This window comes from Mesorhizobium sp. WSM4904 (assembly GCF_029674545.1).
GTDB lineage: Bacteria > Pseudomonadota > Alphaproteobacteria > Rhizobiales > Rhizobiaceae > Mesorhizobium.
Window position 1 is genome coordinate 823,930 of record NZ_CP121354.1, and the last position, 22,825, is coordinate 846,754.

The following is a 22,825-nucleotide window of genomic DNA, read 5'->3' on the forward strand; positions in this document are numbered from 1 at the left end:
GGTGTTTTTGACCGGCGACAAACGCAGCTACCTGATCGGGCAGACGGAGATGCCGGCGCGGCCGCTGGCGCCGGCGCTCTATCTGGTGGCGACGCCGATCGGCAATCTCGCCGACATCACGCTGCGCGCCCTGGAGACGCTGGCCGCCGCCGATATCGTCGCCTGCGAGGACACGCGCGTCTCGCGCGTGCTGCTCGAGCGCTACGGCATCCGCCGCCGCACCACGGCCTATCACGAACACAATGCCGCCGATGCCGGGCCGAAGCTGATCGAGGCGCTGGCGGCCGGGCAGAGCGTGGCGCTGATCTCCGACGCCGGCACACCTTTGGTTTCCGATCCCGGCTACCGACTGGTCGGCGAAGCGCTGGAGCATGGCATCCGCGTCGTGCCGATCCCGGGGCCTTCAGCCGCGCTTGCCGCGCTGACGGCCTCCGGCCTGCCGTCCGACGCCTTCCTGTTTGCTGGTTTCCTGCCCGCCAAGGCAGGCCAGCGGCTGACGAAGCTCGAAAGCTTCAGGCAGGTGCCGGCAACGTTGATCTTCTATGAATCGCCCCGTCGGCTGGCGGAGACACTTCGTGCGATGGTGGAAGTGCTTGGCGGCACGCGCCGAGGCGCGATCGGCCGCGAGCTGACCAAGGCGTTCGAGGAAATGCGGACGGGCACGCTCGGCGAGCTTGCCGATCACTATGCGGCGGCCGATACGCCGAAGGGCGAGATCGTCATATGCGTCGGCCCGCCGAAGGCGGGGGAGGACCAGCCGGCCGATATCGACCGGCTGTTGTTGTCGCTGGTTGCCGAAATGCCCGCCTCCAAGGCGGCGGCGGAAGCGGCGAAGATGACCGGCGGGCAGAAGCAGGCGCTCTACCGTCGGCTGCTCGAGCTGAAGGACAGACCATGATCCCAAAAAGTGGAAGCCGGTTTTTGGATAAGATCATGGTCAAGCAAAAAGATGGCTGAGCGCACTGTCGGCCATCGGCGAAAGGCCTATCGGCGCGGGCATCGCGGCGAATGGCTGGCGGCGCTGGCGCTGATGCTGAAGGGCTACCGCATCCTCGCGCGCCGCCACCGCACCAGGCTCGGCGAGATCGACCTGATCGCCAGGCGCGGCGACCTCGTGCTGTTCGTCGAGGTCAAGGCGCGACGCACGCTGCTGGAAGCCATGGAGGCGATCGCCCACGCGTCGGAACGGCGCATCGAGGGCGCCGCCGATCTCTGGCTGTCGCGCCAGCCGGACTACGGCCGGCTTTCGGTGCGCTTCGACATGGTGGCAGTGCTGCCCTGGCGCTGGCCGGTGCATGTCGAGAATGCGTTTTATGGAAGGAATTGAGCCCCTCCCTTCGTCATCCTAGGGTGTAGCAGTCGCGAAGCGACGTCGCGGAAACCCTAGGATCCATGCCGTGACCTTTCCGCGCTTCTGCGGTGCAGAATCTGCATCAAGAGCGTTGCGCCTAGCGAGGTTTATTCGCGACCGTTGCATTCTACGATCAGCGTCACGGCATGGATCCTCGGGTCTGCGCTGCGTCGCTTCGCTCCTTGCTCCGCCCGTGGATGACGAAAGCGCGGAGGCTGCCGCTCACCCCCAGATCATCAGCGCCACCAGGCCGAGCCCGCCCACCGCCAGGCGCCACCAACCGAACAGCGCGTAGCCTTTGCGCGAGACGTAATCGAGCAGGAAGCGGACCACGATCAGGGCGCTGACGAAGGCGGCGACGAAGCCGACGGTGATGATCGGCAGGTCGGCCGAGGTCAGCACGTTGCGGTTCTTGAACAGGTCGAAGGCGAAGGCGCCGACCATGGTCGGCATGGCGAGGAAGAAGGAGAATTCCGCCGCCGCGCGCTTGTCGACGCCGAGAAGCAGCGCGCCGACGATGGTCGAACCGGAGCGCGAGGTGCCGGGGATGAGCGACAGGCACTGGAACAGGCCGATCTTGAGATAAAGGCTCAACGGGAAACGCTCGACGTCGTGATGGACAGGCTTCAGGTTCATGCGGTCGACGGCAAGCAGCACCACGCCGCCGATGATCAGCATGATGCAGATCAGCCGCGGCGATTCGAACAGGAAGGTCTTGATGAAGTCGTGCGCCAGCGCGCCGATGACCGCGGCCGGCAGGAAGGCGATCAGGATGCCGATGACGAAATGCCGGGTCAGCCGGTCACGCGGCAGGTCGAGCAGCATCTTCCAGAGGCGGTGGAAGTAGACGCTGAGGATGGCGAGAATCGCGCCGAGCTGGATCAGGATCTCGAAGGCCTTGCCGGTCGAATGGAAGCCGAGGAAATGGCCGGCGAGCAGGATGTGGCCGGTCGAGGACACCGGGATGAACTCGGTCAGGCCCTCCAGCAGCCCAAGCAGCAGCGCTTCGACGATGGTCTGGCTTTCCATGGCAACCTCAGGATTCGGGGATAGCTGAAGACAACGGCTTGCTTGTCACGGCGCGGAAGTCCCCCTATAGGTCGCAACACCGTGACGGCCGCATGACGGGCCGCCAAGACTTACCGGCGCAGGGGGCGATTCGCCAGTGCGCCCTATCATCGCGGAACCATGCTGACGCTTTTCCACCATCCGATGTTCGCCACCTGCCGGTTCGTGCGCCTCGCTTTCGGCGAGTATGGCGAGGAGCTGGCGCTGATCGAGGAGAAGCCCTGGACGCGGCGCAAGGAGTTTCTGGCGCTCAACCCGGCCGGCACGCTGCCGATCCTGCTTGCCGAAGGCGACGTGCCGATCGTCGGCGCCATGGTGATCGCCGAATATCTCGACGAAACGCGCGGGGTGCTGAAGCGCGACAAGCGGCTGTTCGCCGAAGACCCGATGCAGCGCGCCGAAATCCGCCGGCTGACCGACTGGTATCTCAGCAAGGCCGAAAGCGAGGTCACCCGGCATCTGGTGCGCGAGCGCGTGCTGAAGCCGGTGATGCCGGAAACGGCGGGCGGCGGCTCGCCCGATTCGGCGGCGATCCGCGCCGCGCGCGCCAACATCCGCCAGCATATGAAATACACCAACTGGCTGGCCGGCACGCGCCATTGGCTCGCCGGCAACAAGGTGACCTATGCCGACCTCGCCGCGGCGGCGACGCTTTCGGTGCTCGACTATCTCGGCGAGATCGACTGGCGCGAGCACTCGGCGGCGCGCGAATGGTATACACGCGTGAAATCACGGCCGTCGTTCCGGCCGCTGCTCACCGACCGGGTGCGCGGCCTGTCGCCGGTATCGCATTATGCGGACCTCGACTTCTGACAAGAAGAAGCTGCGTGCCCTGATCGACGCGGAGGCGCGCCGCGCCGGCTTCGAGGCGATCGCGGTGACCAGACCGAAGGCGATCCCGCTGGCGCCGGCGCGCCTGGCCGAATTCGTCGCCGACGGTTTTCACGGCTCGATGGACTGGATCGCAGAGACGGTTCTGCGCCGGGCCGAGCCCTCGACGCTGTGGCCGGAGGTGCGCTCGATCATCGTTCTGGCGATGAACTACGGTCCGGACCGCGACCCCCGCGATATTCTCCAAAAACGCGATCGCGGCGCGATCTCGGTCTACGCGCAAAACCGCGACTATCACGACGTGATGAAGGGCCGGCTGAAGGAGATCGCCGGCAAGATCGTGGCGCGGGCGGGTGGCGATGTCAAAGTCTTCGTCGATACGGCCCCGGTGATGGAAAAGCCGCTTGCCGAAGCCGCCGGCCTCGGCTGGCAGGGCAAGCACACCAATCTGGTCAGCCGCGCGCATGGCTCGTGGCTGTTCCTCGGCACCATCTTCACGACGGCCGAGCTCGAGCCGGACACGGCGGAAATCGACCATTGCGGCTCCTGCCGCGCCTGTCTCGACGTCTGCCCGACCGATGCTTTTCCGGCGCCCTACCGGCTCGATGCGCGGCGCTGCATCTCCTACCTCACCATCGAGAACAAGGGGCCGATCCCGCGCGAATTCCGCGAGAAGATCGGCAACCGCATCTATGGCTGCGACGATTGCCTGGCCGCCTGCCCATGGAACAAATTCGCCAGCGTCGCCTCGGAGGCCAAGCTTGCCGCGCGCGAGGACCTGCGCGAACCTAAGCTTTCGGAACTGCTCGCGCTCGACGATGCGGCGTTCCGCTCCTTCTTCTCGGGCTCGCCGATCAAGCGGATCGGCCGCGATCGTTTCATCCGCAACGTGCTGATCGCCGCCGGTAATTCGGCTGATATATCGCTGATCGACACGGTGCTTGACCTGCTCCATGACGACTCGCCGCTGGTGCGGGGTGCGGCAGTTTGGGCACTGTCGCGACTGATGCCGCGGCGCGATTTTGCGAAGCTCGCCGCGCCGGCCCTAGAGACCGAAGACGACAAAGCGGTGCGCGACGAATGGCTTTCGGCGCTGCCGGATCATGCAGAGGATTCCTGATGGGCGAAAAACGGTTCTTCATCTTCGGCGCCGGCTATTCCGGCAAGGCCTTCGGTCGGGCCAACAGCCAGAGCGCGCCCATCCTTGGCACGACCCGCTCGCCGGGAAAATTCGAGGCGTTGAAGCAAGCAGGCATCGAGCCGCTTCATTTCGACGGATCGCTGACCCCCGAGATCGGCGATGCCCTTCGGCAAACGACGCATCTCATCATCTCGGTCGCCCCGGACGAAGCGAGCGATGCTGTGCTCAACGCCGCCAGGGAGGCGATCCGCGCAAAAATGCCGGCGCTCGAATGGATCGGCTATCTTTCCACCGTCGGCGTCTATGGCGACCACGGCGGGGCCTGGGTGGATGAGGGCGCCGACTGCAAACCGGTGTCGAAGCGCTCGATGATGCGGGTGGCGGCCGAACAGGACTGGCTGACGCTCGGTCGGGAGATCGAAAAACCGGTGGCGATCCTGCGGCTGTCCGGCATTTACGGGCCGGGCCGCAACGCGCTGGTCAATCTCGATGACGGCACCGCAAGGCGGCTGGTCAAGCCCGGCCAGGTGTTCAACCGCATCCATTGCGACGACATCGCCGGCGCGCTCTGGCATCTGGCGCAACGCAATCTCGGCGGCATCTTCAACGTCACCGACGACGAGCCGGCGCCGCCGCAGGACGTCGTCGCCTATGCGGCCGGGCTGATGGGCGTCGAGCCGCCGCTGGAAATTCCTTTCGAGACCGCCCAACTTTCGCCCATGGCGCGTTCCTTTTATGGCGAGAACAAGCGCGTCGCCAACAAGGCGATCAAGGCGGCCGGCTACAGCTTCCGCTTCCCGAACTACCGGGTGGCGCTGGAGCGGATGTGGGCCGACGGCAACTGGCGGGATGGAGAGCCGCGCAGCCCGATGAACCGCTCGTGATCGAAGCGCCGCGCATGGCATGATATGATTCGCGCCCAAAGCGCCCGAGATTGCGTCGCGCCACTGGAGAGGGGACCCGACCTGATGACGTTGCGATCGCTGCCCGACAGGAGGCCGTTCCTGACCGCCGCGCTTGCGCTGATGACCTTGGCCGCGCTGGCGGCGGCCGCGATTTCGGCCGAACCACGTGCAAAAGACCTGTTCGGCGCCAAGAAGCTGCCGGCGGTAGCGCCCGCGCAATCCTTCGGCTTCTACTCCAAAGGCTGCTTTACCGGCGGCGTCGCCCTGCCGATGGACGGACCGAGCTGGGAAGTGATGCGCCCGTCGCGCAATCGTCGCTGGGGCCATCCGGCGATGATTGCGCTGATCGAGAAGCTCGCGCGCGACGCCCAGACGGACGGCTGGCCGGGGCTTCTGATCGGCGACGTCTCGCAGCCGCGCGGCGGGCCGATGATGACCGGCCACGCCTCGCACCAGATCGGCCTCGACGCCGACATCTGGCTGACGCCGATGCCGAGGCGCCCGCTGACGTTTGCCGAGCGCGAGAATATGAGCGCCACGCTGATGGTCGACGAGAAGACGCATCTGGTGAAGGACGCGCTGTGGACGCCGGCGCATACGCGGCTGCTCAAGCGCGCGGCGAGCTACCCGGAAGTCGAGCGCATCCTGGTCAATCCGGGCATCAAGAAGAAACTTTGCGATACGGTCACCGGGGACCGCTCGTGGCTGCGCAAGATCCGCCCTTTCTGGGGCCATGACTATCATTTCCACATGCGCATCGGCTGCCAGCCTGGCTCGCCCGGCTGCAAGGCGCAGGAGGCGACGCCCGACGACGACGGCTGCGGCAAGCCGCTGGCCTGGTGGTTCACCGAGGAGCCCTGGCGCCCGAACAAGAACCCGGATGCGCCGAAGGCCCGCGACCTGATGACCATGGCCAATTTGCCGAAAGAGTGCCAGGCGGTGCTTGCCGCTCCGGATGCACCGTCGCTGGCGGCCGTCACCTATCAGGGCGGCGGCGCGGCAGCGGTCGCGGCGGCCAAGCCGGAACCGACCGTACCAGCCGAGACGATCTCCAGCGACAACTCCGCGATGCCTGCGGCGGCAAGCGCCTTCGCACCGACACCGAAGATCGGCATTCCGTTGCCAAGGCCAAGGCCGGGGAACTGACGCCGGGGCATTTCGCCCTGACGGGCCAATTGTCGAACCAGGCGCTGCCCCTCGTCGCCCTGCCGGGCACTTCTCCCCGTATAGTGACGGGGAGAAGGGGCTGGCCGCAACCTCGGCGCTCTTCCTGCGACGTTGGTGATTGGCGAAATCGGTGGCGACAGGGCCCCCTCTCCCCGTCACTATACGGGGAGAGGATGCCGGCAGGCAGGTGAGGGGCAGTGCCAACGCCGGAAAAATGGGACGAGTACGGAATTCGAACCTGAAACGATTGCTCCGGAACTGGCGCCAACCGGCTTTCCCTTTGCCGGCCCATGCGCTAGTTCAACCCAACAGACGGCCGGAACGGGGCGAACAAAGAGCATGGTTGGCGAAGACGATACAGCGTTGCGGTTTCCGGTCCTGATCGGCGACATCGGCGGCACCAATGCGCGCTTCTCGATCGTGCTGGACGCCAATTCGGAAGCGACCGAGCCGCAGATCGTCCAGACGGCCAATTTCAAGACCATCGACGAGGCGATCCAGGCGGCGGTGCTAGACCGCTCGTCGATCCAGCCGAATTCGGCGGTGCTGGCGGTGGCCGGCCCGGTCGACGGCGACGAGATCCGGCTCACCAACTGTCCCTGGGTGGTCAAGCCGCACCAGATGTTTGCCAATCTGGGCTTGAGCGAGATCTTGGTGCTCAACGATTTCGAGGCACAGGCGCTGGCCGTGGTGGCGCTCGGCGAAGAGCATATGGAGAAGATCGGCGGCGGCACGCCCGAGCCCAGTGCCGGCCGGGTCGTGCTCGGCCCCGGAACCGGGCTCGGCGTCGCCGGGCTGATCTACGCGCTTCGCCACTGGATACCGGTGCCGGGCGAGGGCGGGCATATGGACATCGGCCCGCGCACGCCGCGCGACTTCGAGGTGTTCCCGCATATCGAAAAGCTCGAGGGCCGCATCTCCGGCGAGCAGATCCTGTGCGGTCGAGGACTGGTCAATCTCTATCGGGCGGTGGCCAAGGCCGACGCAAAGCCGGCGCCCTTCACCACGCCGGCGGAAGTCACCGCGGCAGCGCTCGCCAAATCCGATCCGGTGGCGGAAGAGGCGCTGTCGCTGTTCGTCACCTGCCTCGGCCGCACCGCGGGTGATCTGGCGCTGGTGTTCATGAGCCGCGGCGGCGTTTTTCTCACCGGCGGCATCGCGCAAAAAATCGTGCCGGCGCTGAAAGCCGGCAATTTCCGCGCCGCTTTCGAGGACAAGGCGCCGCACAGCGCGCTGATGCGCGCGATGCCGGTCTATGTCATCACCCATCCGCTGGCGGCGCTGCTTGGTCTCGCCGCCTATGCCAGGACGCCATCGCTGTTCGGCGTCCAGACGGCGGGGCGGCACTGGCGGACGTGAGGCTGGCGCGGTCAGGCCCAGATGTCTGAAAGGCCTGTGCCAAGCACCCCCCTCTGTCCTGCCGGACATCTCCCCCTCAAGGGGGGAGATCGGACGTCACTGCGGCTTTCGCCAATCGCCAACATTGCAGGATCGAGCGAAGCGCTAAAGCTGCCAATCTCCCCCCTTGAGGGGGAGATGGCCGGCAGGCCAGAGGGGGGTGCCTGGCGCCGGCCTCCAAAATAAAATCATCCTTCGCCGCCTCCGCGACGCCGCGACGAAGTTTCGCCATAGGCAAGCCGTGGCCGGGGCGCTAAGAGGGGGGCCGAAAAAGCCGCCCCGTCCTGTCAGAATCATGAAGCGCTCCCGATTTGACACTTGAAACCCCAAGCAAGCAAAAGGCCCGGCCCGGCGAGGTCAATGCGGTGCTGCGCCGTATTCTCGCCGAGAACGGTCGTGACCATCGCTGGTCCTATGTCGTCGTCATCGCCTGCTCGCTGCTGGTCTCGGGCACGACGGCGTTCTCGGCCTGGGTCATGGCGCCGATGGTCAACCAGATATTCTACGAGCGGCGTGGCGACGCGATCGTGTGGATTTGCGCAGGCTTCATGGGAGCTTTCGTGCTGCGCGGCTTCGCCGGCTATGGTCAGGCCGTGGCGCTGGCCAAGATCGGCAACAATCTGGTGGCGCGCTACCAGAAGCGCATCTTCGACCACCTGATGAAGCTCGGCGTCGGCTTCTTCAACGACACGCGTTCGGGCCGACTGGCGGCGCAGGTCAACGAGAATGTCGGCGGCATTCGCGACCTGCTGTCCCTGACCCTGACGTCGATCACCCGCGACGCCGTCACGCTGGTCGGCCTCGTCGGACTCATGATCTACCAGGACCCGGTATTGTCGCTGAGCTCGCTGCTGATCGGACCGCCGCTGATCTGGGCCGTGGTCTACATCACCCGTCGCGTGCGGCAAATCAACCGGGAATCCGTGCTGATCAATTCCCGGCTGATCGGCGCCATCCAGGAGGCCACGCAAGGCATCGCCATCGTCAAGGCCTTCACCATGGAGGGAGAGCTGGCGCGGCGCATCGACCACATGGCGGACACGGCGGAGCAACGCAGCAACAAGATCGCCCGCGTCTCGGAGCGGCTGTCGCCCATCTCCGACATGCTGGCCGGTCTCGCCGTCACCGCGGTCATTGCCTATTCCGGCTATCGCGCTCTGGTTCTCGGGCAGCCGCCGGGCGCGGTCTTCTCCTTCATCACCGCGCTGATCCTCGCCTACGACCCGGCGAGGCGACTGGCGCGCATGCAGGTCGGCATGGAGCGGGCCCTGGTCAACGCCCGCATGATCTACGAGCTGCTCGACCTCGAACCGCAACAGGAGGACGCGCCCGACGCCGTCGAGGCGAAAATCACCAGCGGCGAGGTACGCTTCGACAACGTCTCGTTCGGCTATTCCGCCGACATGCCGGTGCTCAGGAACCTGAGCTTCACCGCCGGCGCCGGCAAGGTCACGGCGATCGTCGGCGCGTCGGGCGCCGGCAAGTCGACGCTGGTGGCGCTCCTGCAGCGCTTCTACGACGTCGACCAAGGCAGCATCGTGGTCGACGGCCAGGACATCGCCAAGGTGACCAAGCAGTCGCTGCGCGGCTCGATCGCCTATGTCTCGCAGGCGCCCTATCTCTTCGAAGGCACGATCCGCGACAACATCCGCTACGGCCGGCTCTCCGCCAACGACGCAGAGATCGAGCTGGCGGCGCAACAGGCGGCCGCCGACGAGTTCATCCGCCAGCAGCCTCAGGGCTACGACACGCCGGTCGGCGAGAACGGCGTGACGCTGTCGGGCGGCCAGCGCCAGCGCGTCTCGATCGCCCGCGCCATAGTGCGCCAGGCGCCGATCCTGCTGCTCGACGAGGCGACGTCGGCGCTCGACAACGAGGCCGAGGCTCGCGTGCAGGAGGCGCTGACCCATGTCATGGAAGGGCGCACCACCATCGTCATCGCGCACCGGCTGTCGACGGTGGTCAATGCCGACCATATCATCGTGCTGGAGGAAGGCCGGCTGGTCGAGGAAGGCACGCATGCCTCGCTGATGGCCGACCCGCACAGCGTCTACGCCCGCTTCCACCGGGTCCAGGGCAACAAGGGGCTGGGGCTTGTCGATGACGCCAAGGCAAGCCAGACTTCGGGCCAAACTCCGTTGCCGCGCAGCCGCGCGAAGAAGGTCGTCGGGAGAAACGCATGAGCGAAGCAGGCGATATGGGCCTGGTGGTGGTGGGCGCCGCCGGCCGGATGGGCCAGACGCTGATCCGCGCCATCCACTCCATGCCCGGCGCGCGCGTCGCCGGAGCAGTCGAACGGCCGGGCTCGCCCTATCTCGGCAAGGATGCCGGCGAGCTCGCCGGCATCGGCATCATCAACGTGCCGATCGCCGACGATCCGCTGCCGGCCTTCGCCAAGGCCGACGGCGTTCTGGACTTCACGGCGCCTGGCGCAAGCGTCGAATTCGCCGGCTATGCCGCGCAGGCGCGCATCGTCCATGTCATCGGCACGACCGGCTGCTCGGCCGACGACGACGCGAAGATCGCGGCTGCCGCGCGCCACGCGACGATCGTCAAATCCGGCAATATGAGCCTCGGCGTCAATCTTCTGGCAGTGCTGGTGGAGCAGGCGGCGCGAGCGCTCGAGCCGCAAGATTTCGACATCGAGATCCTGGAGATGCACCACAAGCACAAGGTCGACGCGCCGTCCGGCACGGCGCTGCTGCTCGGCGAGGCGGCGGCGAAGGGCAGGGGGATCGCGCTCGAGGACAATAGCGTGCGGGCGCGCGACGGCCATACCGGCGTGCGCAAGGCCGGCACGATCGGCTTCGCCACCTTGCGCGGCGGTTCGGTGGTCGGCGAGCACAGCGTGATCATTGCCGGCACCGGCGAGCGCATCACGCTCTCCCACCAGGCCGAGGACCGGGCGATCTTCGCCCGCGGCGCCGTAAAAGCGGCGCTTTGGGCCCGCGCGAAGAAGCCCGGGCTCTATTCCATGCGGGACGTGCTCGGCCTGAGCTGAGGCATCCTGTCGTATTTCGTTCTCGCGCAATTCCGGATGGCTGCACAGTTTTCCCGGAATTGCTCAAACCCTAGAGGAGCAAACATGTCGGGAACTCTCGTGCTCGTGCGCCACGGCCAGAGCGAATGGAACCTGAAGAACCTGTTCACCGGCTGGCGCGACGTGGGTCTGACCGAGCAGGGCAATGCGGAAGCGCTCGCCGCGGGCGAGAAGCTGAAGGCGCGCGGCCTGAAGTTCGACATCGCCTACACCTCGGCGCTGAAGCGGGCGCAGAAGACCTGCCAGATCATCCTCGACGTGGTCGGCCAGGGCGATCTGAAGACCATCCGCGACCAGGCGCTCAACGAACGCGACTATGGCGACCTTTCCGGCCTCAACAAGGACGACGCGCGCAAGAAATGGGGCGAGGAGCAGGTGCATATCTGGCGCCGCTCCTATGACGTCGCGCCGCCCGGAGGCGAAAGCCTGAAGGACACCGGCGCGCGCGTATGGCCCTATTACCTGCACGACGTGCAGCCGCATGTGCTGCGCGGCGAAACGGTGCTGGTCGCAGCCCACGGCAATTCGCTGCGCGCGCTGATCATGGCGCTGGACGGCAAGAGCGGCGAGGAAATCGTCAAGCTCGAGCTCGGCACCGGCGTGCCGGTGATCTACAAGCTCAACGCCGATTCGACAGTGGCGAAGAAGGAAGTGCTGGAGGGGTGAGGCTCTGGCCTCCTTGTGGCGGTCAGAGGGCAGGCGGGCGATCTCCGAGGGCATTCCCAGCACGTTTGTTTCCGTCCCGCCCTCACCTTTTCGGCGTTGACGCTGCCCCTCACCTGCCTGCCGGCATCCTCTCCCCGTATAGTGACGGGGAGAGGGGCGCTCTCTTCGCCGGTTTCGCCAATCTTCAGCGTTGCAAGACGAGAGCCAGCGTTGCGGCCAGCCCCTTCTCCCCGTCACTATACGGGGAGAAGGTGCCGGCAGGCGGATGAGGGGCGGCGCCGACGCCCCGAAACTAAGCCGGCAGGCTGCGGACGTTTCTTAATCGAGCATGATCTTTTCCGAAACTGGGTTCCCACTTTGGGGATCATGCTCTGAAAAAAGCGCGTTGACACGTATCGCTTGCCCGCTTACATGAGCGCCCACCAGCCCAGATGGCGGAATTGGTAGACGCGCACGGTTCAGGTCCGTGTTCCGCAAGGAGTGGAGGTTCGAGTCCTCTTCTGGGCACCATCCTTCGCTCTTCGAGCTTCGGATGGCAGGCCATCCCGGAGTTCCAAGAGCGATGGGGGTCGCCGGCGCCGTCGGCAGCCAACAACCTCCTCTTCCGGCCGAACAAACCGCTTCAAACCCGGCGGCCATAACGCTACGGTCCGCCTCATGGCCCTCTCCGTCAGTCCGACCATTGCCGCCCGCCGCGACCAGATGTTCCCCGTGCTCGCCGACGCGGATATCGAGCGCATGCGTCGTTTCGGCGAAGCGCGCAGCTATGCCGCCGGCGAGCATATCGTCACCGCCGGCACGGTCTCGCCCGGGCTGATCCTCATCCTGTCGGGCAAGGTCGACATTACGCAGGCCGGCGGGCTCGGCCCGCGCGAGGCGATCATCACGTACGGCGCCGGCAACTTCATCGGCGAGCTGGCGCAGCTTTCGAGCCGACCGTCGCTGGTCAGTGCGGAGGCGGCCGGGCCGGTCGAGGCGATCGTCATCCCCTCGCAGCGGCTGCGCGACCTGATGGTGCAGGAGGCGAATCTCGGCGAGCGCGTCATGCGGGCGCTGATCCTGCGCCGCGTCGGCCTGCTCGAGAGCGGTATCAGCGGGCCGATCGTCATCGGCCCTCCGGGCAATGGCGACGTGCTGCGGCTTGAGGGATTTCTGCGCCGCAGCGGCCTGCCGCACCGCGCTCTCGATTCCGACACCGACCCCTGCGCCAAGACGTTGATCGAGCGTTTTCATGTCGATCCGCACCATCTGCCGATCGTGCTCTGCCCGAACGGCAAGCTGCTGCACAATCCGGGCGAGGGCGACCTTGCCCGCTGTGTCGGCCTGCTGCGGCCGGTCGACGCCGACAAGGTCTACGACGTGGCCATCGTCGGCGCGGGGCCGGCGGGGTTGGCGGCCGCAGTCTATGCCGCCTCCGAAGGGCTGTCGACGATCGTGTTCGACTGCCGCGCCTTCGGCGGCCAGGCAGGTGCTTCCTCACGAATAGAGAACTATCTCGGCTTCCCGACCGGCATCACGGGGATGGCGCTGATGGCGCGCGCCTACAACCAGGCGCAAAAATTCGGCGTCGAGATGGTGATCCCCGATGAAGCCAAATTGCTCGGCGCCGCCGACGACATGACCGGCTACCGGCTCGATGTCGGCGACGGCGAGGCCGTGCGCGCCCGCACTGTGGTGATCGCCAGCGGCGCACGCTACCGCCGCCTCGACATCGCCAACCTGGCGCAGTTCGAGGGGACGTCCGTGCATTATTGGGCCTCGCCGATCGAGGCACGGCTTTGCCGGGACCAGGAGGTGGCGCTGGTCGGCGCCGGCAATTCGGCCGGCCAGGCGGCGGTCTATCTGGCGAGCCAGGTGCGCAAGGTGACGCTGCTGGCGCGTCGCGACAGCCTCGACGCCACCATGTCGCGCTATCTGGTCGAGCGCATCGAGGCGCAGCCGAACATCGAAGTGCTGCCCGAGACCGAGATCGAGGCGCTGGACGGCCACGAAGGCAATCTGGAGGAAGTGCGGTGGCGCAGCCGGGCGACCGGCGTGGCGACGACGCGCCCCATCCGCCATGTCTTCCTGTTCATCGGCGCCGACCCGAATACCGACTGGCTGACGCGTTGCGACGTGGCGCTGGACGCCAAGGGTTTTGTCCGCACCGGAGCGGACGTGGCGCCGGGACACGGCCCGATGGAGACCAGCCGCAGCGGCGTGTTCGCCATCGGCGACGTGCGCTGCGGCTCGACCAAGCGCGTCGCCGCCGCCGTCGGCGAAGGCGCCCAGGTGGTTGCGGCGCTGCATGCTTATCTGGCGCAAAATGGCGGCCGCGCCAGTCATCCCGAATTGACGAGGAGATAGTGATGGACGAATGCAGGCATACGGACGACATCCAGGACGTGACGCCGAGCGCGCTCGGCTGCGAGGAATGCCTGAAGAGCGGCTCCTGGTGGGTGCATCTGAGGCTCTGCCGCACCTGCGGCCATGTCGGCTGCTGCGACGACTCGCCCAACCGCCACGCCACCAAGCATTTTCATGCCACCCAGCATCCCATCATCGAAGGCTACGATCCGCCGGAAGGCTGGGGCTGGTGTTATGTCGACGAGGTGTTCATCGACCTCGGCGAGCGAACGACGGCGCAGAACGGCCCGATCCCGCGCTTTGTCTAGATTGCGCGGAACACCGGCGGGTGTCGGTCGTCAGGCCGCCTATTTCACCGAACTTGTCACGGTCCGGTCGATGGCGGCGGGATCGTGGTCATTGCCGGCGAGTGCGCCGATGATCAGCAGGCTGACGATGATCGGGACAAACAGAATGGCGACACGCGCCTGCACGTAGAAAATGGCGCGCCATTCATTGCGCTTTTCGGGGCTGTCGTTCATCGCGCTCACTCTGTCCTGCCTCCCAGAGCGGGACATAGTAGCGAAGCGTTAAGCATCTCCTTCCGATTCCGTTAACGGAGGGCGATCTCATGTAACCGCGTAGGCAGAGCCGGCCCCTCTCGTCCGCTTCGCGGCCACCTCTCCCCATTTTGTCTAGGGCATGCACACATCTTCTATGACTGGCGTGACTGATCGGGCCGAGGCTTGATTGCCACGTGGTTCCCCCAATCCGTCGCTGCTTCGCAGCGCCACCTTTCCCCCCTCCGGAGGGAAAGGAAGGGAGCCTTGCTGGACGAGCGTTGAGGCCAAAAAGCTTGGCGCCTTTCCTCTACCCCGTCGATCGGGGGAGAGGTGGCTCGGCGAAGCCGAGACGGAGTGGGGGTCGACCAGCGCTATATTTGACAATGTATGACGGTCCCCTGAAAAGTTCGCCGCGCTGATTACAGTGCCGGCAGCGCAAACAATCTGCCACCGGCCGGCACGACGTCGTCGATGCCGGCGAGCCGCAGGCAGTGCCAGGCCATGGCGTGGTTCGAGGAAGTGACGGGGATGCTGATCTTCCGTTCGAGCCCCGCCACCGCCTCGGCGACGCGCAGGCTGGTGCAGGAGATGAAGATCGCGTCCACGCCCGGCGTCGCCGCCATGCGCTCGGCCGCCGCCTCGATCGAGGCGAGCGAGATACGAGCCGCCTCGCGATCGTCGCGCCGGTCGAAGGTGGCGACGGCGGCGATGTCGAGGCCGCGGCCGGTGAAATAACGGACTAGGCCCTGGTTGATCTCGGGGGCGTAGGGCGTGAGCAGCCCGATGCCCCTGGCGCCGAGCGCCTTGAAGGCGGCGAGCGCGCCGGTGACCGGCGTGGTGCAGGCGACTCCCGGCCGCGCCTTCCTGATCTCGGCGAACACGGCCTCCTCGCCGAGCGTCATGGTGGCCGAGGTGCAGCCGAAGCCGACGACGTCGAGCGGAATGCTGGGCAGGATGAGGTCGACGGTCGGCGCGATGCGCGGGCCGATGGCGCGCAGCGTGTCGGGCGTGATGTCGTTGTCGTTGAAGAGGCGGGCCTCGTAGAAGGCGACGCCCGGAATGCGCACCAGCGCGCGGAACTCGTGCTCCAACGTCTGGTCGGTGGCGAGGATCGCGAGGCCGATCGCCGCGCGCGAGGCAAGGCCGCCGTCGAGCTCCGACGGCAAGATGCCGAGGTCGACCGGCTTGGGATCGACCGGTGCCGAAGAATGAAGGCGGGCTGCGCTGACAGACATGGCATTCCCTTTCTCGTCGATCTCGGTTCGGTTCCCGTTTGGAATCCGAGCGTTCAGTTCAAAAGTCCATCCATCGAAATGGCCGGCTTGCGGCCGGCGATCAGATCGGCGGTGATGCGGGCCGAGCCATGCGACATGGTCCAGCCGACATGGCCGTGCCCGGTGTTGAGATAGAGGTTGCCGAGGCGCCGCCGTCCGAACTCGGGCAGATTGTTCGGCGTCATCGGCCTCAGGCCCGCCCACATCTCGGCGCGCTCATAGTCGGCGCCCTCGGGATAAAGCTCCTGCGTCACGCCCTTCATGAAGGCGAAATCGGCCGGTTTGTGGCTGGTGTCGTAGCCGGCGAATTCGGCCGTTGCGGTGACGCGTATGCGGTCGCCGAAGCGCGAGATGGCGACCAGATTGTGCTCGTCGACCGAGGCGATGGTCGGCGGATGCGGCCGGTTGCCGACGGGAATGGTCAGCGAATAGCCCTTGATCGGGTAGATCGGCAGGCTGATGCCGATCGTCTTCGCGATCAGCGGGCTGTAGGAGCCGAGCGCCAGGACATAGGCGTCGCCCTTGAAGTTGCCCTTGTCGGTGAGCACCCGGGTGACGCCGTCGCCCGAAGTCTCGATGCCGGTGATCGTCGTTCCCGTATGGATCACGCCGCCGCGCTCCACGACCTTGGCGGCAAGCGCCCGGGTGAATTTTGCAGGATCGCCGGTCTCGTCGGTCGGGCAATGGATGCCGCCGGCGATTTTTTCCTTCGCCGAGCCAAGCGACGGGTCGAGCGCGACGACGCCGGCGCGGTCGAGTACCCTGATCTCCTGCCCGTCGGATTCCAGCAGCTTCATGTGCTCGACGCCCTTGTCGAGCGCCTGCTGGCTGCGGTGAAAATAGAGGATGCCGCGATCGTTGCGGTCATAGTCTATCTGCTCGTCGGCGATGACCTCGTGCAGGACCGATTGCGAATAGGCGGCAAGGCGATGCTTGAGCAGCGTGTTGCGCCTGGCCTTCTCGGCCGTGCATTCCATCAGGAACAGCCATGACCAGCTGTAGAGCCTGGGATCGGCCGAGAGCTTGAAGCGCAGCGCCTGATCCTTCAGCACCAGCGATTTCAAAAGGATCATCGGCGCCTTGGGCGACGACCAGACGAAGGAATGGCCGGGAGCGATCATGCCGGCATTGCCCCAGCTGGTCTCGGCGGCGACTTCGGCGCGGCGCTCGAGGATGACGACCTCGTGCCCGTCCTTCTGCAACTGATAGGCGGTGGTGACGCCGACAACGCCGCCACCCAACACGATCACGCGCATCACGCCTCCGGAGATCGCAAGCTGGCTCACTGTAAGGTGTAAGCTGCAGTCTGCAATGGCACACATACGGAGTGTCGGCGGGACAGCCGTGGGGTAAGGGCTTCTGGCGACGAAGTTGGAGATTGGCTGATGGCCCTCGTGACGTCGTCATACTCGGGCTTGACCTGAGTATCCATGCCGTGACCTCTGCCGTAGGGTGCAACGGAGCAGAATTCTGAGGTGCAGCAACGCCTTAGCGTCGCGGCATGGATTCTAGGGTCTGCGCGCGTCGCTTCGCTCCTTGCTCCGCCCTAGAATGACGAAGGACAGTCGCCAGGACAGAGAGGGCGCGAAGGATCGCGACGAAGGCTGTTTATCCCCCCAACGCTTGCTCCAAATCCGCAATCAAATCATCGCCGTCCTCGATCCCACAGGACAACCGCACCAGCGAATCGGAAATGCCGATCGCGCCGCGCTTTTCCGCCGGAATCGAGCCGTGCGTCATCAGCGCCGGATGCTCGATCAGGCTTTCGACGCCGCCGAGGCTTTCGGCCAGCGTGAAGAGCTGCGTGCGTTCGAGGAGGCGTTTGGTGCCGGCGAGATCGCGGTCGAGATCGACCGAGATCATGCCGCCGAAGGCGTGCATCTGGCACTTCGCGATCTCGTGCTGCGGGTGGCTGGCAAGCCCGGGATAGATGACGCGGCGCACGTCCTTCCGGCCTTCCAGCCATTGCGCGATCTTCAGGCCGTTCGCAGAGTGGCGCTCCATCCTCAGCGCCAGCGTCTTGATGCCCCGCAGCGCCAGGAAACTGTCGAACGGGCCGGAAATGGCGCCGATGGCGTTCTGCAGGAATTTCAGCCGATCGGCGAGATCCTTGTCGTCGCCGACGACCGCCACGCCGCCGACCATGTCGGAATGGCCGTTCAGGTATTTCGTCGTCGAATGGACGACGATGTCGATGCCGAGCTCCAGCGGCCGCTGGATGTAGGGGCTGGCGAAGGTGTTGTCGGCGACGGTAAGCAGTCCCTTGCGCTTGGCAAGCGCCGCGAGTCCTTCGAGGTCGACGATGCGCAGCAGCGGGTTGGTCGGCGTCTCGACCCAGAGCAGCTTTGTCTCGGGCCGGATCGCGGCTTCGACCGTCGCCAGATCGGTGAAGTCGGCGAAACTCACTTGGAGGCCGGCCGAGCGCTTGCGCACCCGCTCCATCAGCCGGAACGAGCCGCCATAGATATCGTCGGTGGCCACGATATGGGCGCCGGCATCGAGCAGCTCCAGCACCGTTCCGATCGCCGCCAGACCGGAGGCGAAGGCGAAGGCCTTCGTGCCGCTTTCGAGATCGGCCACCGCGCGCTCGAAGGCGAAGCGCGTCGGGTTCTGGCTGCGGGCGTACTCAAAGCCCTTGTGCACGCCGGGCGACTGCTGGCCGTAGGTGGAGGTGGCGTAGATCGGCACCATCACCGCGCCGGTGGTCGGGTCGTGGCTCTGGCCGCCATGAATGGTGCGGGTGGAAAAGGCCAGGCGGTTCCTGCCAGATGTCGTCATTTTGCGCGGCGCCTCAGATGGTTGATCAGGTCGATACGGGTTATCAGGCCGATGAACTCCTCGCCATCGAAGACGATGGCGACCTCGTTGCGGTCGAAGACGGGTAAGAGCGCGTCGAGCGTCTGGCTGGCCTGCAGCGTGTGCAGGCTGGAGGTCATGGCAGTGCGCACCGGCGCGTTGAAACGGTCCCAGCGGCCGTCATAGGGACCGTCGACCTTGGCCAGGATGTCGCTCTCGTCGACGATGCCGACCAGCTTGCCGTCGTCGAGCACCGGCAATTGCGAGACATCGGAGCGGCGCATGCGGCCATAGGCGTTGAGCAGGGTTTCCTCGGGGCCGACTGTGACGATGTCACCCGTGCGCGGCGAGCGCATGACAAGGTCGCGCAGGTCGCCATGCTGCTCTTGGTCGGCCAAGCCCTGCTCGGCCAGCCAGATGTCGTCGAACACCTTCGACAGGTATTTGTTGCCGCTGTCGCAGACCAGCGTGACGACGCGTTTCGGCGTCGTCTGCTCGCGGCAATAGCGAAGCGCGGCCGACAGAAGCGTGCCGGAGGACGAGCCGGCCAGGATGCCCTCGCGGGACAGGAGATCGCGCACCGCCAGCATGCTCTGCTTGTCGGTGATGGAATAGGCCTTCTTGACCAGCGAGAGGTCGGCATTGGGCGGCACGAAATCCTCGCCTATGCCTTCGACGGTCCAGCTGCCGGCCTCTTCCATCTTGCCGGTCTTGATCAGCGGCGCCAGCACCGAGCCGACCGGATCGGCCAGCACCATCTCGGTTTTCGGCGAATGTTTTGCGAAATAGCGGCCGAGACCGGTGAGCGTGCCGCCGGAGCCGACGCCGACCACCACCGCGTCGACGTCGCCGTCGAGCTGGGTAAAAATTTCCGGGCCGGTGGTGGTCTCGTGCGCCAGCGGGTTTGCCGGGTTGGCGAACTGGTTGGCATAGAAGGCGCCGGGCAGCTCGGTGGCGATCTTCTCGGCCATGTCCTGGTAATATTCGGGATGGCCCTTGCCGACGTCGGAACGGGTCATGCGCACTTCGGCGCCTAAAGCGCGCAGATGCTGGATCTTCTCGCGCGACATCTTGTCGGGCACGACGAGGATTATGCGGTAGCCTTTGGGGATGCCGACCTGGGCGAGGCCGAGGCCGGTGTTGCCGGCTGTCGCCTCGACGATGGTGCCGCCGGGCTTCAGCCGGCCCGCCTTCTCGGCCGCCGCGATCATCGACAACGCGATGCGGTCCTTGATCGAGCCGCCGGGATTCTGGCTTTCCAGCTTGATGAACAGCCGGCACTTGCCGGTGTCGAATTTGGTGAGCTCGACAACCGGCGTCTGGCCGATCAGGTCGAGCACCGAGGCGTAGGGCGGACGCAGCCGCGCCAAATTGCCTTCCGCGCCGTCCGGCGCCGCTTTCCTGTGCACGCTCATCTCGGACCCTCCATGGAAGCAAGTTCGACGCGGGTTACAATCTCGCGCATGATGCCGGCCGGACTCCATTCCGGCTTCACGCATCACACAGGAGCGTCTTTTCCAGCCCTTTTGGCTTGGAAAGAAGATAGATCGTGCCAATCCGGCGGCGAGTGGGGGAATGGAATTTCGCGAGGTGCGTAATCTCCCCCCTCGCGGGGGAGATGTCGCCGAAGGCGACAGAGGGGGTCACCGCGCGTGAAGCGCTAACCTCCCTCTGCAGCAGGTAGGTCGAGCCCGGTCGAAACGACCCCTCTGCCTGCCGGCCATCTCCCCCTCAACGGGGGAGATTACGCTTCAATTGCCGCCTAGCCCCTCGATCCCAATCAGGAATCCGGATTACCGAGGCCGGCGAGATGGCGGCATCTTGCCGACCGATCACCACAGCGGCCAACCACCGCGATGCTTCAACGAACCATGTGGTTCGTTGCCGCTGCCTTTTCCACCATGCTAGCCGAATTCCGCGCGGGGCCAACGCAAGGAGCAGCCGATGAAGATTCTTGCTATGACAATTTCAAGCCCGGCGTCACGCTCGACGATCTGCGGCCCTATCTGCGCGACGAGGTCTCGAATGTCTGGCGGCTTTGGAAGGCAGGCATCGTGCGCGAGAATTATGCGCGCGCCGATGTCGGCGGCGTCATTATCGTCTTCGAGCTCGACAGCATCGAGGAAGCCAGGCGCTACACCGACGATTTCCCGCTGTCCAAGGCCGGGTTGCTGGAATGGCACTTCATCGCCTTCGACGCGCCGCTGCCGCTCGAATTCCTGTTCGACCCGACCGTCGACATCGCCAAGCCCTGGGATCGGACGGCGGCATGATCTGGTCAAGCGAAGGCATCGAGATCCCGACCAGCATGGCCGAATGGTGCGATCCGCGCCGCATGGCGCTGGTCGTCTACGACATGCAGGTCGGCATCTGCCGCCAGGTCGCAGGCGCGGCGACGATCATCGAACGCACCGGCACGGCACTGGAAGCGGCGCGCTCGGCCGGCATGCGGGTGGCGTTCACGCGCCATCTGTCGCTGCCGAAGAAATGGATGGGCGCCACGCAGTTGCGCACCGCCATGGCCTGGCAGCGGCAGGGCGATCCCGCTGCGGTAGAGCCATGGTTTCTGCGCGACGCCGAAGCGACGCGGATCGTACCCGAACTGGAGCCGCGCCCCGACGAGGCGGTGTTCGATAAGCTCACCATGTCGGCCTTCGATTCCACCGCCTTCGGCTTTGCCTTGCGTGACTGCGGCGTGCGCGCCGTGGCGCTCGCCGGCATCGCCATGGAGATCGGCATCGAGCCGACGGTGCGCCAAGCGACCGACAATGGCTTCGTGGCCGTTCTGATCGATGACGCCTGCGGCTTCGGCAACCGGGAAGCGCGCGACCGCTCGCTGGCCACGCTTCGTTTCCTCGGCGAAGCGGTTGTCACCGATGCCGCGGGCTTTTGCGGCGCGCTTGCCAGCACGGTCTGAGGAAGTGGGCTTGTTAATGCATGTCGCGCAAAAAGTGCGCAGCGGTTTTGCGATAACGGACATGCATAAAAACAAAGACTTAAAGCGCGTCGCCTGAATCCGCTTCGGCGCGACGCGCTTTAGGCGGCGGCTTCGACATCGGTGCGGAAGCGCACGCCCTCGGCGCGGCCATGCACGCTGCCCCAGTCGTAGAGCGCCTGCAGCGCAGCGGCAAGGTCGTGGCCGCGCTCGGTCAAAGTATAGCGCCCCTTGCCGTCGGGCGATGCCTCGAGCCTGACGAAACCGATCTCGACGAGATCGCCCAGGCGCTGGGTCAGCATCTTGTCGGAAAGCGACGGGATCGTCCGGCGCAATTCGGAATAGCGCAGCGGCCGCTCCTTGATCCGGGCCAGGATCACTGTCTTCCACTTGCCGCCGAGCGCATCGAGCGCGAACTCGACCGGGCAGCCATAGAGTCTACCGCGTTGGGTCATGTGCAGATGGTAGGCAAGGCGGGGCCGCGACGAAAGCGGAAATTGCCCGGCCATGTGGCCAGATTGCCTTGTCCGACTTCGCAGGCAACACTTTCAGAAAGGAGTGCGACAATGAGCGTGCGGGATCCAAATCCGGTCAATGGGCGAAAACCCAAACGCGTGGCGATCATCATCGCCAATCCGGCCGTCTCGACCACGACCGGGTGGCCGGTCGGCTTCTGGTGGAGCGAACTCACGCATCCCTGGTTCGCCTTCACCGAACGCGGCTATCAAGTCGAGATCTTCTCGCCCGACGGCGGCAAGTGCGAGGCCGATGCGCTGAGCGACCCGCGCGATCCATCGGGCTATTCGGAGACCGACCTCATCTCGCTCGGCTTCATTTCGAGCCCGAAACTTTCTGCCCTGGTCGACAACACGCGACCGGTGGCCGAGATCGATGTCGAGCGCTTCGACGCAATCGTCGTCGCCGGCGGCCAGGCGCCGATGTTCACCTACGAGCGCGCTACCGATTTGCAGTGGATATTCGTCGCCTTCCATGAAGCCGGCAAGGTGGCCGCCGCGCTCTGCCATGGCACCGCCATCCTTCGCTACGCGAGGCACACCGACGGAACGCTGCTCGCCGCCGGCAAGACCGTCACCGGCTTTGCCAATGCCGAGGAGGACTTTGCCGACAAAGCCACCTGGGAGATGGGCGCGCTCGAACGCGGCAAGCATCTGATGCCGTGGCGAATCGAGGACGAACTCAAGGCGATCGGCGCCAACTATGTCCAGGCCGGCTTGTGGCGCGGCTTTGCCGTGCGCGACGGCAATCTCATCACCGGCCAGCAGAATTTTTCCGGCGCCGAGACCGCGCGGGTCGTCTGCGAGGCGCTTGGCGGCTGAAGGTCAAACCGGAACCTGGAGTATTTGT

General features: G+C 65.7%; 22 protein-coding genes and 1 tRNA gene. 16 read left to right on the forward strand and 7 right to left on the reverse strand.

Annotated elements, in window-relative coordinates; genetic code table 11:
• The first annotated feature begins 7 nt into the window (after nucleotides 1-7).
• Together rsmI and QAZ47_RS03870 are read left to right on the forward strand one after the other, a co-directional pair.
• A complete protein-coding gene (gene rsmI / locus QAZ47_RS03865) occupies nucleotides 8-898 on the forward strand; it encodes a 16S rRNA (cytidine(1402)-2'-O)-methyltransferase (protein ID WP_278232578.1) in 891 nt (296 codons plus the stop codon).
• A 51-nt stretch (nucleotides 899-949) separates the two neighbouring features.
• Nucleotides 950-1,327 carry a YraN family protein gene (locus QAZ47_RS03870; protein WP_278232579.1) on the forward strand — a complete coding sequence of 126 codons (378 nt, stop codon included), beginning with the start codon at nucleotides 950-952 and terminating at the stop codon, nucleotides 1,325-1,327.
• Between the two features lie 246 nt (nucleotides 1,328-1,573).
• On the opposite strand, the gene QAZ47_RS03875 is transcribed toward QAZ47_RS03870, so the two are convergent.
• Complete coding sequence (locus QAZ47_RS03875) at nucleotides 1,574-2,380, reverse strand: undecaprenyl-diphosphate phosphatase (RefSeq protein WP_278232580.1); 807 nt, start codon at nucleotides 2,378-2,380, stop codon at nucleotides 1,574-1,576.
• Between the two features lie 159 nt (nucleotides 2,381-2,539).
• Here QAZ47_RS03875 and QAZ47_RS03880 point away from each other — a divergent pair, with 159 nt between their 5' ends.
• The 11 genes from QAZ47_RS03880 (at nucleotide 2,540) to QAZ47_RS03930 (ending at nucleotide 14,221) form a co-directional block, all read left to right on the forward strand.
• Nucleotides 2,540-3,232 carry a glutathione S-transferase family protein gene (locus QAZ47_RS03880; RefSeq protein WP_278077066.1) on the forward strand — a complete coding sequence of 231 codons (693 nt, stop codon included), beginning with the start codon at nucleotides 2,540-2,542 and terminating at the stop codon, nucleotides 3,230-3,232.
• A complete protein-coding gene (queG, locus tag QAZ47_RS03885; protein ID WP_278232581.1) occupies nucleotides 3,213-4,370 on the forward strand; it encodes a tRNA epoxyqueuosine(34) reductase QueG in 1,158 nt (385 codons plus the stop codon). The genes QAZ47_RS03880 and queG overlap by 20 nt, the downstream gene beginning before the upstream one ends.
• Nucleotides 4,370-5,275 carry an SDR family oxidoreductase gene (locus tag QAZ47_RS03890; RefSeq protein WP_278232582.1) on the forward strand — a complete coding sequence of 302 codons (906 nt, stop codon included), beginning with the start codon at nucleotides 4,370-4,372 and terminating at the stop codon, nucleotides 5,273-5,275. Before queG ends, QAZ47_RS03890 begins: the two co-directional genes overlap by 1 nt.
• 84 nt (nucleotides 5,276-5,359) lie before the next feature.
• Nucleotides 5,360-6,442, forward strand: coding sequence for a penicillin-insensitive murein endopeptidase (gene mepA, locus QAZ47_RS03895; RefSeq protein ID WP_278232583.1), 1,083 nt, complete (start codon nucleotides 5,360-5,362; stop codon nucleotides 6,440-6,442).
• Nucleotides 6,443-6,802: 360 nt separating this feature from the next.
• Entirely contained in the window at nucleotides 6,803-7,822 is a 1,020-nt protein-coding gene (locus QAZ47_RS03900) for a glucokinase (protein WP_278205660.1), read from the forward strand.
• 350 nt (nucleotides 7,823-8,172) lie between these two features.
• On the forward strand, nucleotides 8,173-10,044 hold the full coding sequence (locus tag QAZ47_RS03905) for an ABC transporter ATP-binding protein (RefSeq protein WP_278232584.1): 1,872 nt from the start codon (nucleotides 8,173-8,175) through the stop codon (nucleotides 10,042-10,044).
• Nucleotides 10,041-10,862: a 4-hydroxy-tetrahydrodipicolinate reductase gene (dapB, locus tag QAZ47_RS03910; protein ID WP_278232585.1), complete on the forward strand. Its 822-nt coding sequence runs from the start codon at nucleotides 10,041-10,043 to the stop codon at nucleotides 10,860-10,862. The genes QAZ47_RS03905 and dapB overlap by 4 nt, the downstream gene beginning before the upstream one ends.
• A gap of 84 nt (nucleotides 10,863-10,946) precedes the next feature.
• Complete coding sequence (locus QAZ47_RS03915; RefSeq protein WP_278232586.1) at nucleotides 10,947-11,567, forward strand: 2,3-bisphosphoglycerate-dependent phosphoglycerate mutase; 621 nt, start codon at nucleotides 10,947-10,949, stop codon at nucleotides 11,565-11,567.
• A 425-nt stretch (nucleotides 11,568-11,992) separates the two neighbouring features.
• Nucleotides 11,993-12,077 (forward strand) — tRNA-Leu (locus QAZ47_RS03920).
• Between the two features lie 147 nt (nucleotides 12,078-12,224).
• Entirely contained in the window at nucleotides 12,225-13,913 is a 1,689-nt protein-coding gene (locus QAZ47_RS03925; RefSeq protein WP_278232587.1) for a cyclic nucleotide-binding domain-containing thioredoxin-disulfide reductase, read from the forward strand.
• Nucleotides 13,914-13,915: 2 nt separating this feature from the next.
• Nucleotides 13,916-14,221, forward strand: coding sequence for a UBP-type zinc finger domain-containing protein (locus tag QAZ47_RS03930; protein ID WP_278232588.1), 306 nt, complete (start codon nucleotides 13,916-13,918; stop codon nucleotides 14,219-14,221).
• 39 nt (nucleotides 14,222-14,260) lie between these two features.
• Here the strand turns inward: QAZ47_RS03930 and QAZ47_RS03935 are convergent, their stop codons facing one another.
• From QAZ47_RS03935 to QAZ47_RS03955, 5 genes are all read right to left on the reverse strand, one after another.
• Nucleotides 14,261-14,443, reverse strand: coding sequence for a hypothetical protein (locus tag QAZ47_RS03935; RefSeq protein WP_278233930.1), 183 nt, complete (start codon nucleotides 14,441-14,443; stop codon nucleotides 14,261-14,263).
• A gap of 431 nt (nucleotides 14,444-14,874) precedes the next feature.
• A complete protein-coding gene (locus QAZ47_RS03940) occupies nucleotides 14,875-15,690 on the reverse strand; it encodes an Asp/Glu racemase (protein ID WP_278232589.1) in 816 nt (271 codons plus the stop codon).
• 53 nt (nucleotides 15,691-15,743) lie between these two features.
• Nucleotides 15,744-16,985, reverse strand: coding sequence for a D-amino acid dehydrogenase (locus QAZ47_RS03945; RefSeq protein ID WP_278232590.1), 1,242 nt, complete (start codon nucleotides 16,983-16,985; stop codon nucleotides 15,744-15,746).
• A 352-nt stretch (nucleotides 16,986-17,337) separates the two neighbouring features.
• Nucleotides 17,338-18,507 (reverse strand): cystathionine gamma-synthase, encoded by a 1,170-nt coding sequence (locus QAZ47_RS03950; protein WP_278232591.1) that lies wholly within the window; start codon nucleotides 18,505-18,507, stop codon nucleotides 17,338-17,340.
• A complete protein-coding gene (locus tag QAZ47_RS03955) occupies nucleotides 18,504-19,940 on the reverse strand; it encodes a pyridoxal-phosphate dependent enzyme (RefSeq protein WP_278205669.1) in 1,437 nt (478 codons plus the stop codon). The genes QAZ47_RS03950 and QAZ47_RS03955 overlap by 4 nt, the downstream gene beginning before the upstream one ends.
• Nucleotides 19,941-20,381: 441 nt before the next feature.
• Here QAZ47_RS03955 and QAZ47_RS03960 point away from each other — a divergent pair, with 441 nt between their 5' ends.
• Entirely contained in the window at nucleotides 20,382-20,798 is a 417-nt protein-coding gene (locus QAZ47_RS03960) for a hypothetical protein (RefSeq protein ID WP_278232592.1), read from the forward strand.
• Nucleotides 20,795-21,442, forward strand: coding sequence for a cysteine hydrolase (locus QAZ47_RS03965; protein ID WP_278205671.1), 648 nt, complete (start codon nucleotides 20,795-20,797; stop codon nucleotides 21,440-21,442). Before QAZ47_RS03960 ends, QAZ47_RS03965 begins: the two co-directional genes overlap by 4 nt.
• Nucleotides 21,443-21,561: 119 nt before the next feature.
• Here QAZ47_RS03965 and QAZ47_RS03970 read toward each other — a convergent pair whose 3' ends face one another.
• Entirely contained in the window at nucleotides 21,562-21,969 is a 408-nt protein-coding gene (locus tag QAZ47_RS03970) for a helix-turn-helix domain-containing protein (RefSeq protein ID WP_278232593.1), read from the reverse strand.
• A gap of 57 nt (nucleotides 21,970-22,026) precedes the next feature.
• Here QAZ47_RS03970 and QAZ47_RS03975 point away from each other — a divergent pair, with 57 nt between their 5' ends.
• Nucleotides 22,027-22,797, forward strand: coding sequence for a type 1 glutamine amidotransferase domain-containing protein (locus tag QAZ47_RS03975; RefSeq protein ID WP_278232594.1), 771 nt, complete (start codon nucleotides 22,027-22,029; stop codon nucleotides 22,795-22,797).
• Nucleotides 22,798-22,825: the final 28 nt, after the last annotated feature.

Bases quoted from the DNA above. Each gene is read 5' to 3' on its own strand.
- QAZ47_RS03870 (WP_278232579.1), top strand. From the start codon at position 950: ATGGCTGAGCGCACTGTCGGCCATCGGCGAAAGGCCTATCGGCGCGGG.
- QAZ47_RS03875 (WP_278232580.1), bottom strand. From the start codon at position 2,380: ATGGAAAGCCAGACCATCGTCGAAGCGCTGCTGCTTGGGCTGCTGGAG.
- QAZ47_RS03880 (WP_278077066.1), top strand. From the start codon at position 2,540: ATGCTGACGCTTTTCCACCATCCGATGTTCGCCACCTGCCGGTTCGTG.
- queG (WP_278232581.1), top strand. From the start codon at position 3,213: ATGCGGACCTCGACTTCTGACAAGAAGAAGCTGCGTGCCCTGATCGAC.
- QAZ47_RS03890 (WP_278232582.1), top strand. From the start codon at position 4,370: ATGGGCGAAAAACGGTTCTTCATCTTCGGCGCCGGCTATTCCGGCAAG.
- mepA (WP_278232583.1), top strand. From the start codon at position 5,360: ATGACGTTGCGATCGCTGCCCGACAGGAGGCCGTTCCTGACCGCCGCG.
- QAZ47_RS03900 (WP_278205660.1), top strand. From the start codon at position 6,803: ATGGTTGGCGAAGACGATACAGCGTTGCGGTTTCCGGTCCTGATCGGC.
- dapB (WP_278232585.1), top strand. From the start codon at position 10,041: ATGAGCGAAGCAGGCGATATGGGCCTGGTGGTGGTGGGCGCCGCCGGC.
- QAZ47_RS03915 (WP_278232586.1), top strand. From the start codon at position 10,947: ATGTCGGGAACTCTCGTGCTCGTGCGCCACGGCCAGAGCGAATGGAAC.
- QAZ47_RS03925 (WP_278232587.1), top strand. From the start codon at position 12,225: ATGGCCCTCTCCGTCAGTCCGACCATTGCCGCCCGCCGCGACCAGATG.
- QAZ47_RS03930 (WP_278232588.1), top strand. From the start codon at position 13,916: ATGGACGAATGCAGGCATACGGACGACATCCAGGACGTGACGCCGAGC.
- QAZ47_RS03940 (WP_278232589.1), bottom strand. From the start codon at position 15,690: ATGTCTGTCAGCGCAGCCCGCCTTCATTCTTCGGCACCGGTCGATCCC.
- QAZ47_RS03945 (WP_278232590.1), bottom strand. From the start codon at position 16,985: ATGCGCGTGATCGTGTTGGGTGGCGGCGTTGTCGGCGTCACCACCGCC.
- QAZ47_RS03950 (WP_278232591.1), bottom strand. From the start codon at position 18,507: ATGACGACATCTGGCAGGAACCGCCTGGCCTTTTCCACCCGCACCATT.
- QAZ47_RS03955 (WP_278205669.1), bottom strand. From the start codon at position 19,940: ATGAGCGTGCACAGGAAAGCGGCGCCGGACGGCGCGGAAGGCAATTTG.
- QAZ47_RS03960 (WP_278232592.1), top strand. From the start codon at position 20,382: ATGCTTCAACGAACCATGTGGTTCGTTGCCGCTGCCTTTTCCACCATG.
- QAZ47_RS03965 (WP_278205671.1), top strand. From the start codon at position 20,795: ATGATCTGGTCAAGCGAAGGCATCGAGATCCCGACCAGCATGGCCGAA.
- QAZ47_RS03970 (WP_278232593.1), bottom strand. From the start codon at position 21,969: ATGGCCGGGCAATTTCCGCTTTCGTCGCGGCCCCGCCTTGCCTACCAT.
- QAZ47_RS03975 (WP_278232594.1), top strand. From the start codon at position 22,027: ATGAGCGTGCGGGATCCAAATCCGGTCAATGGGCGAAAACCCAAACGC.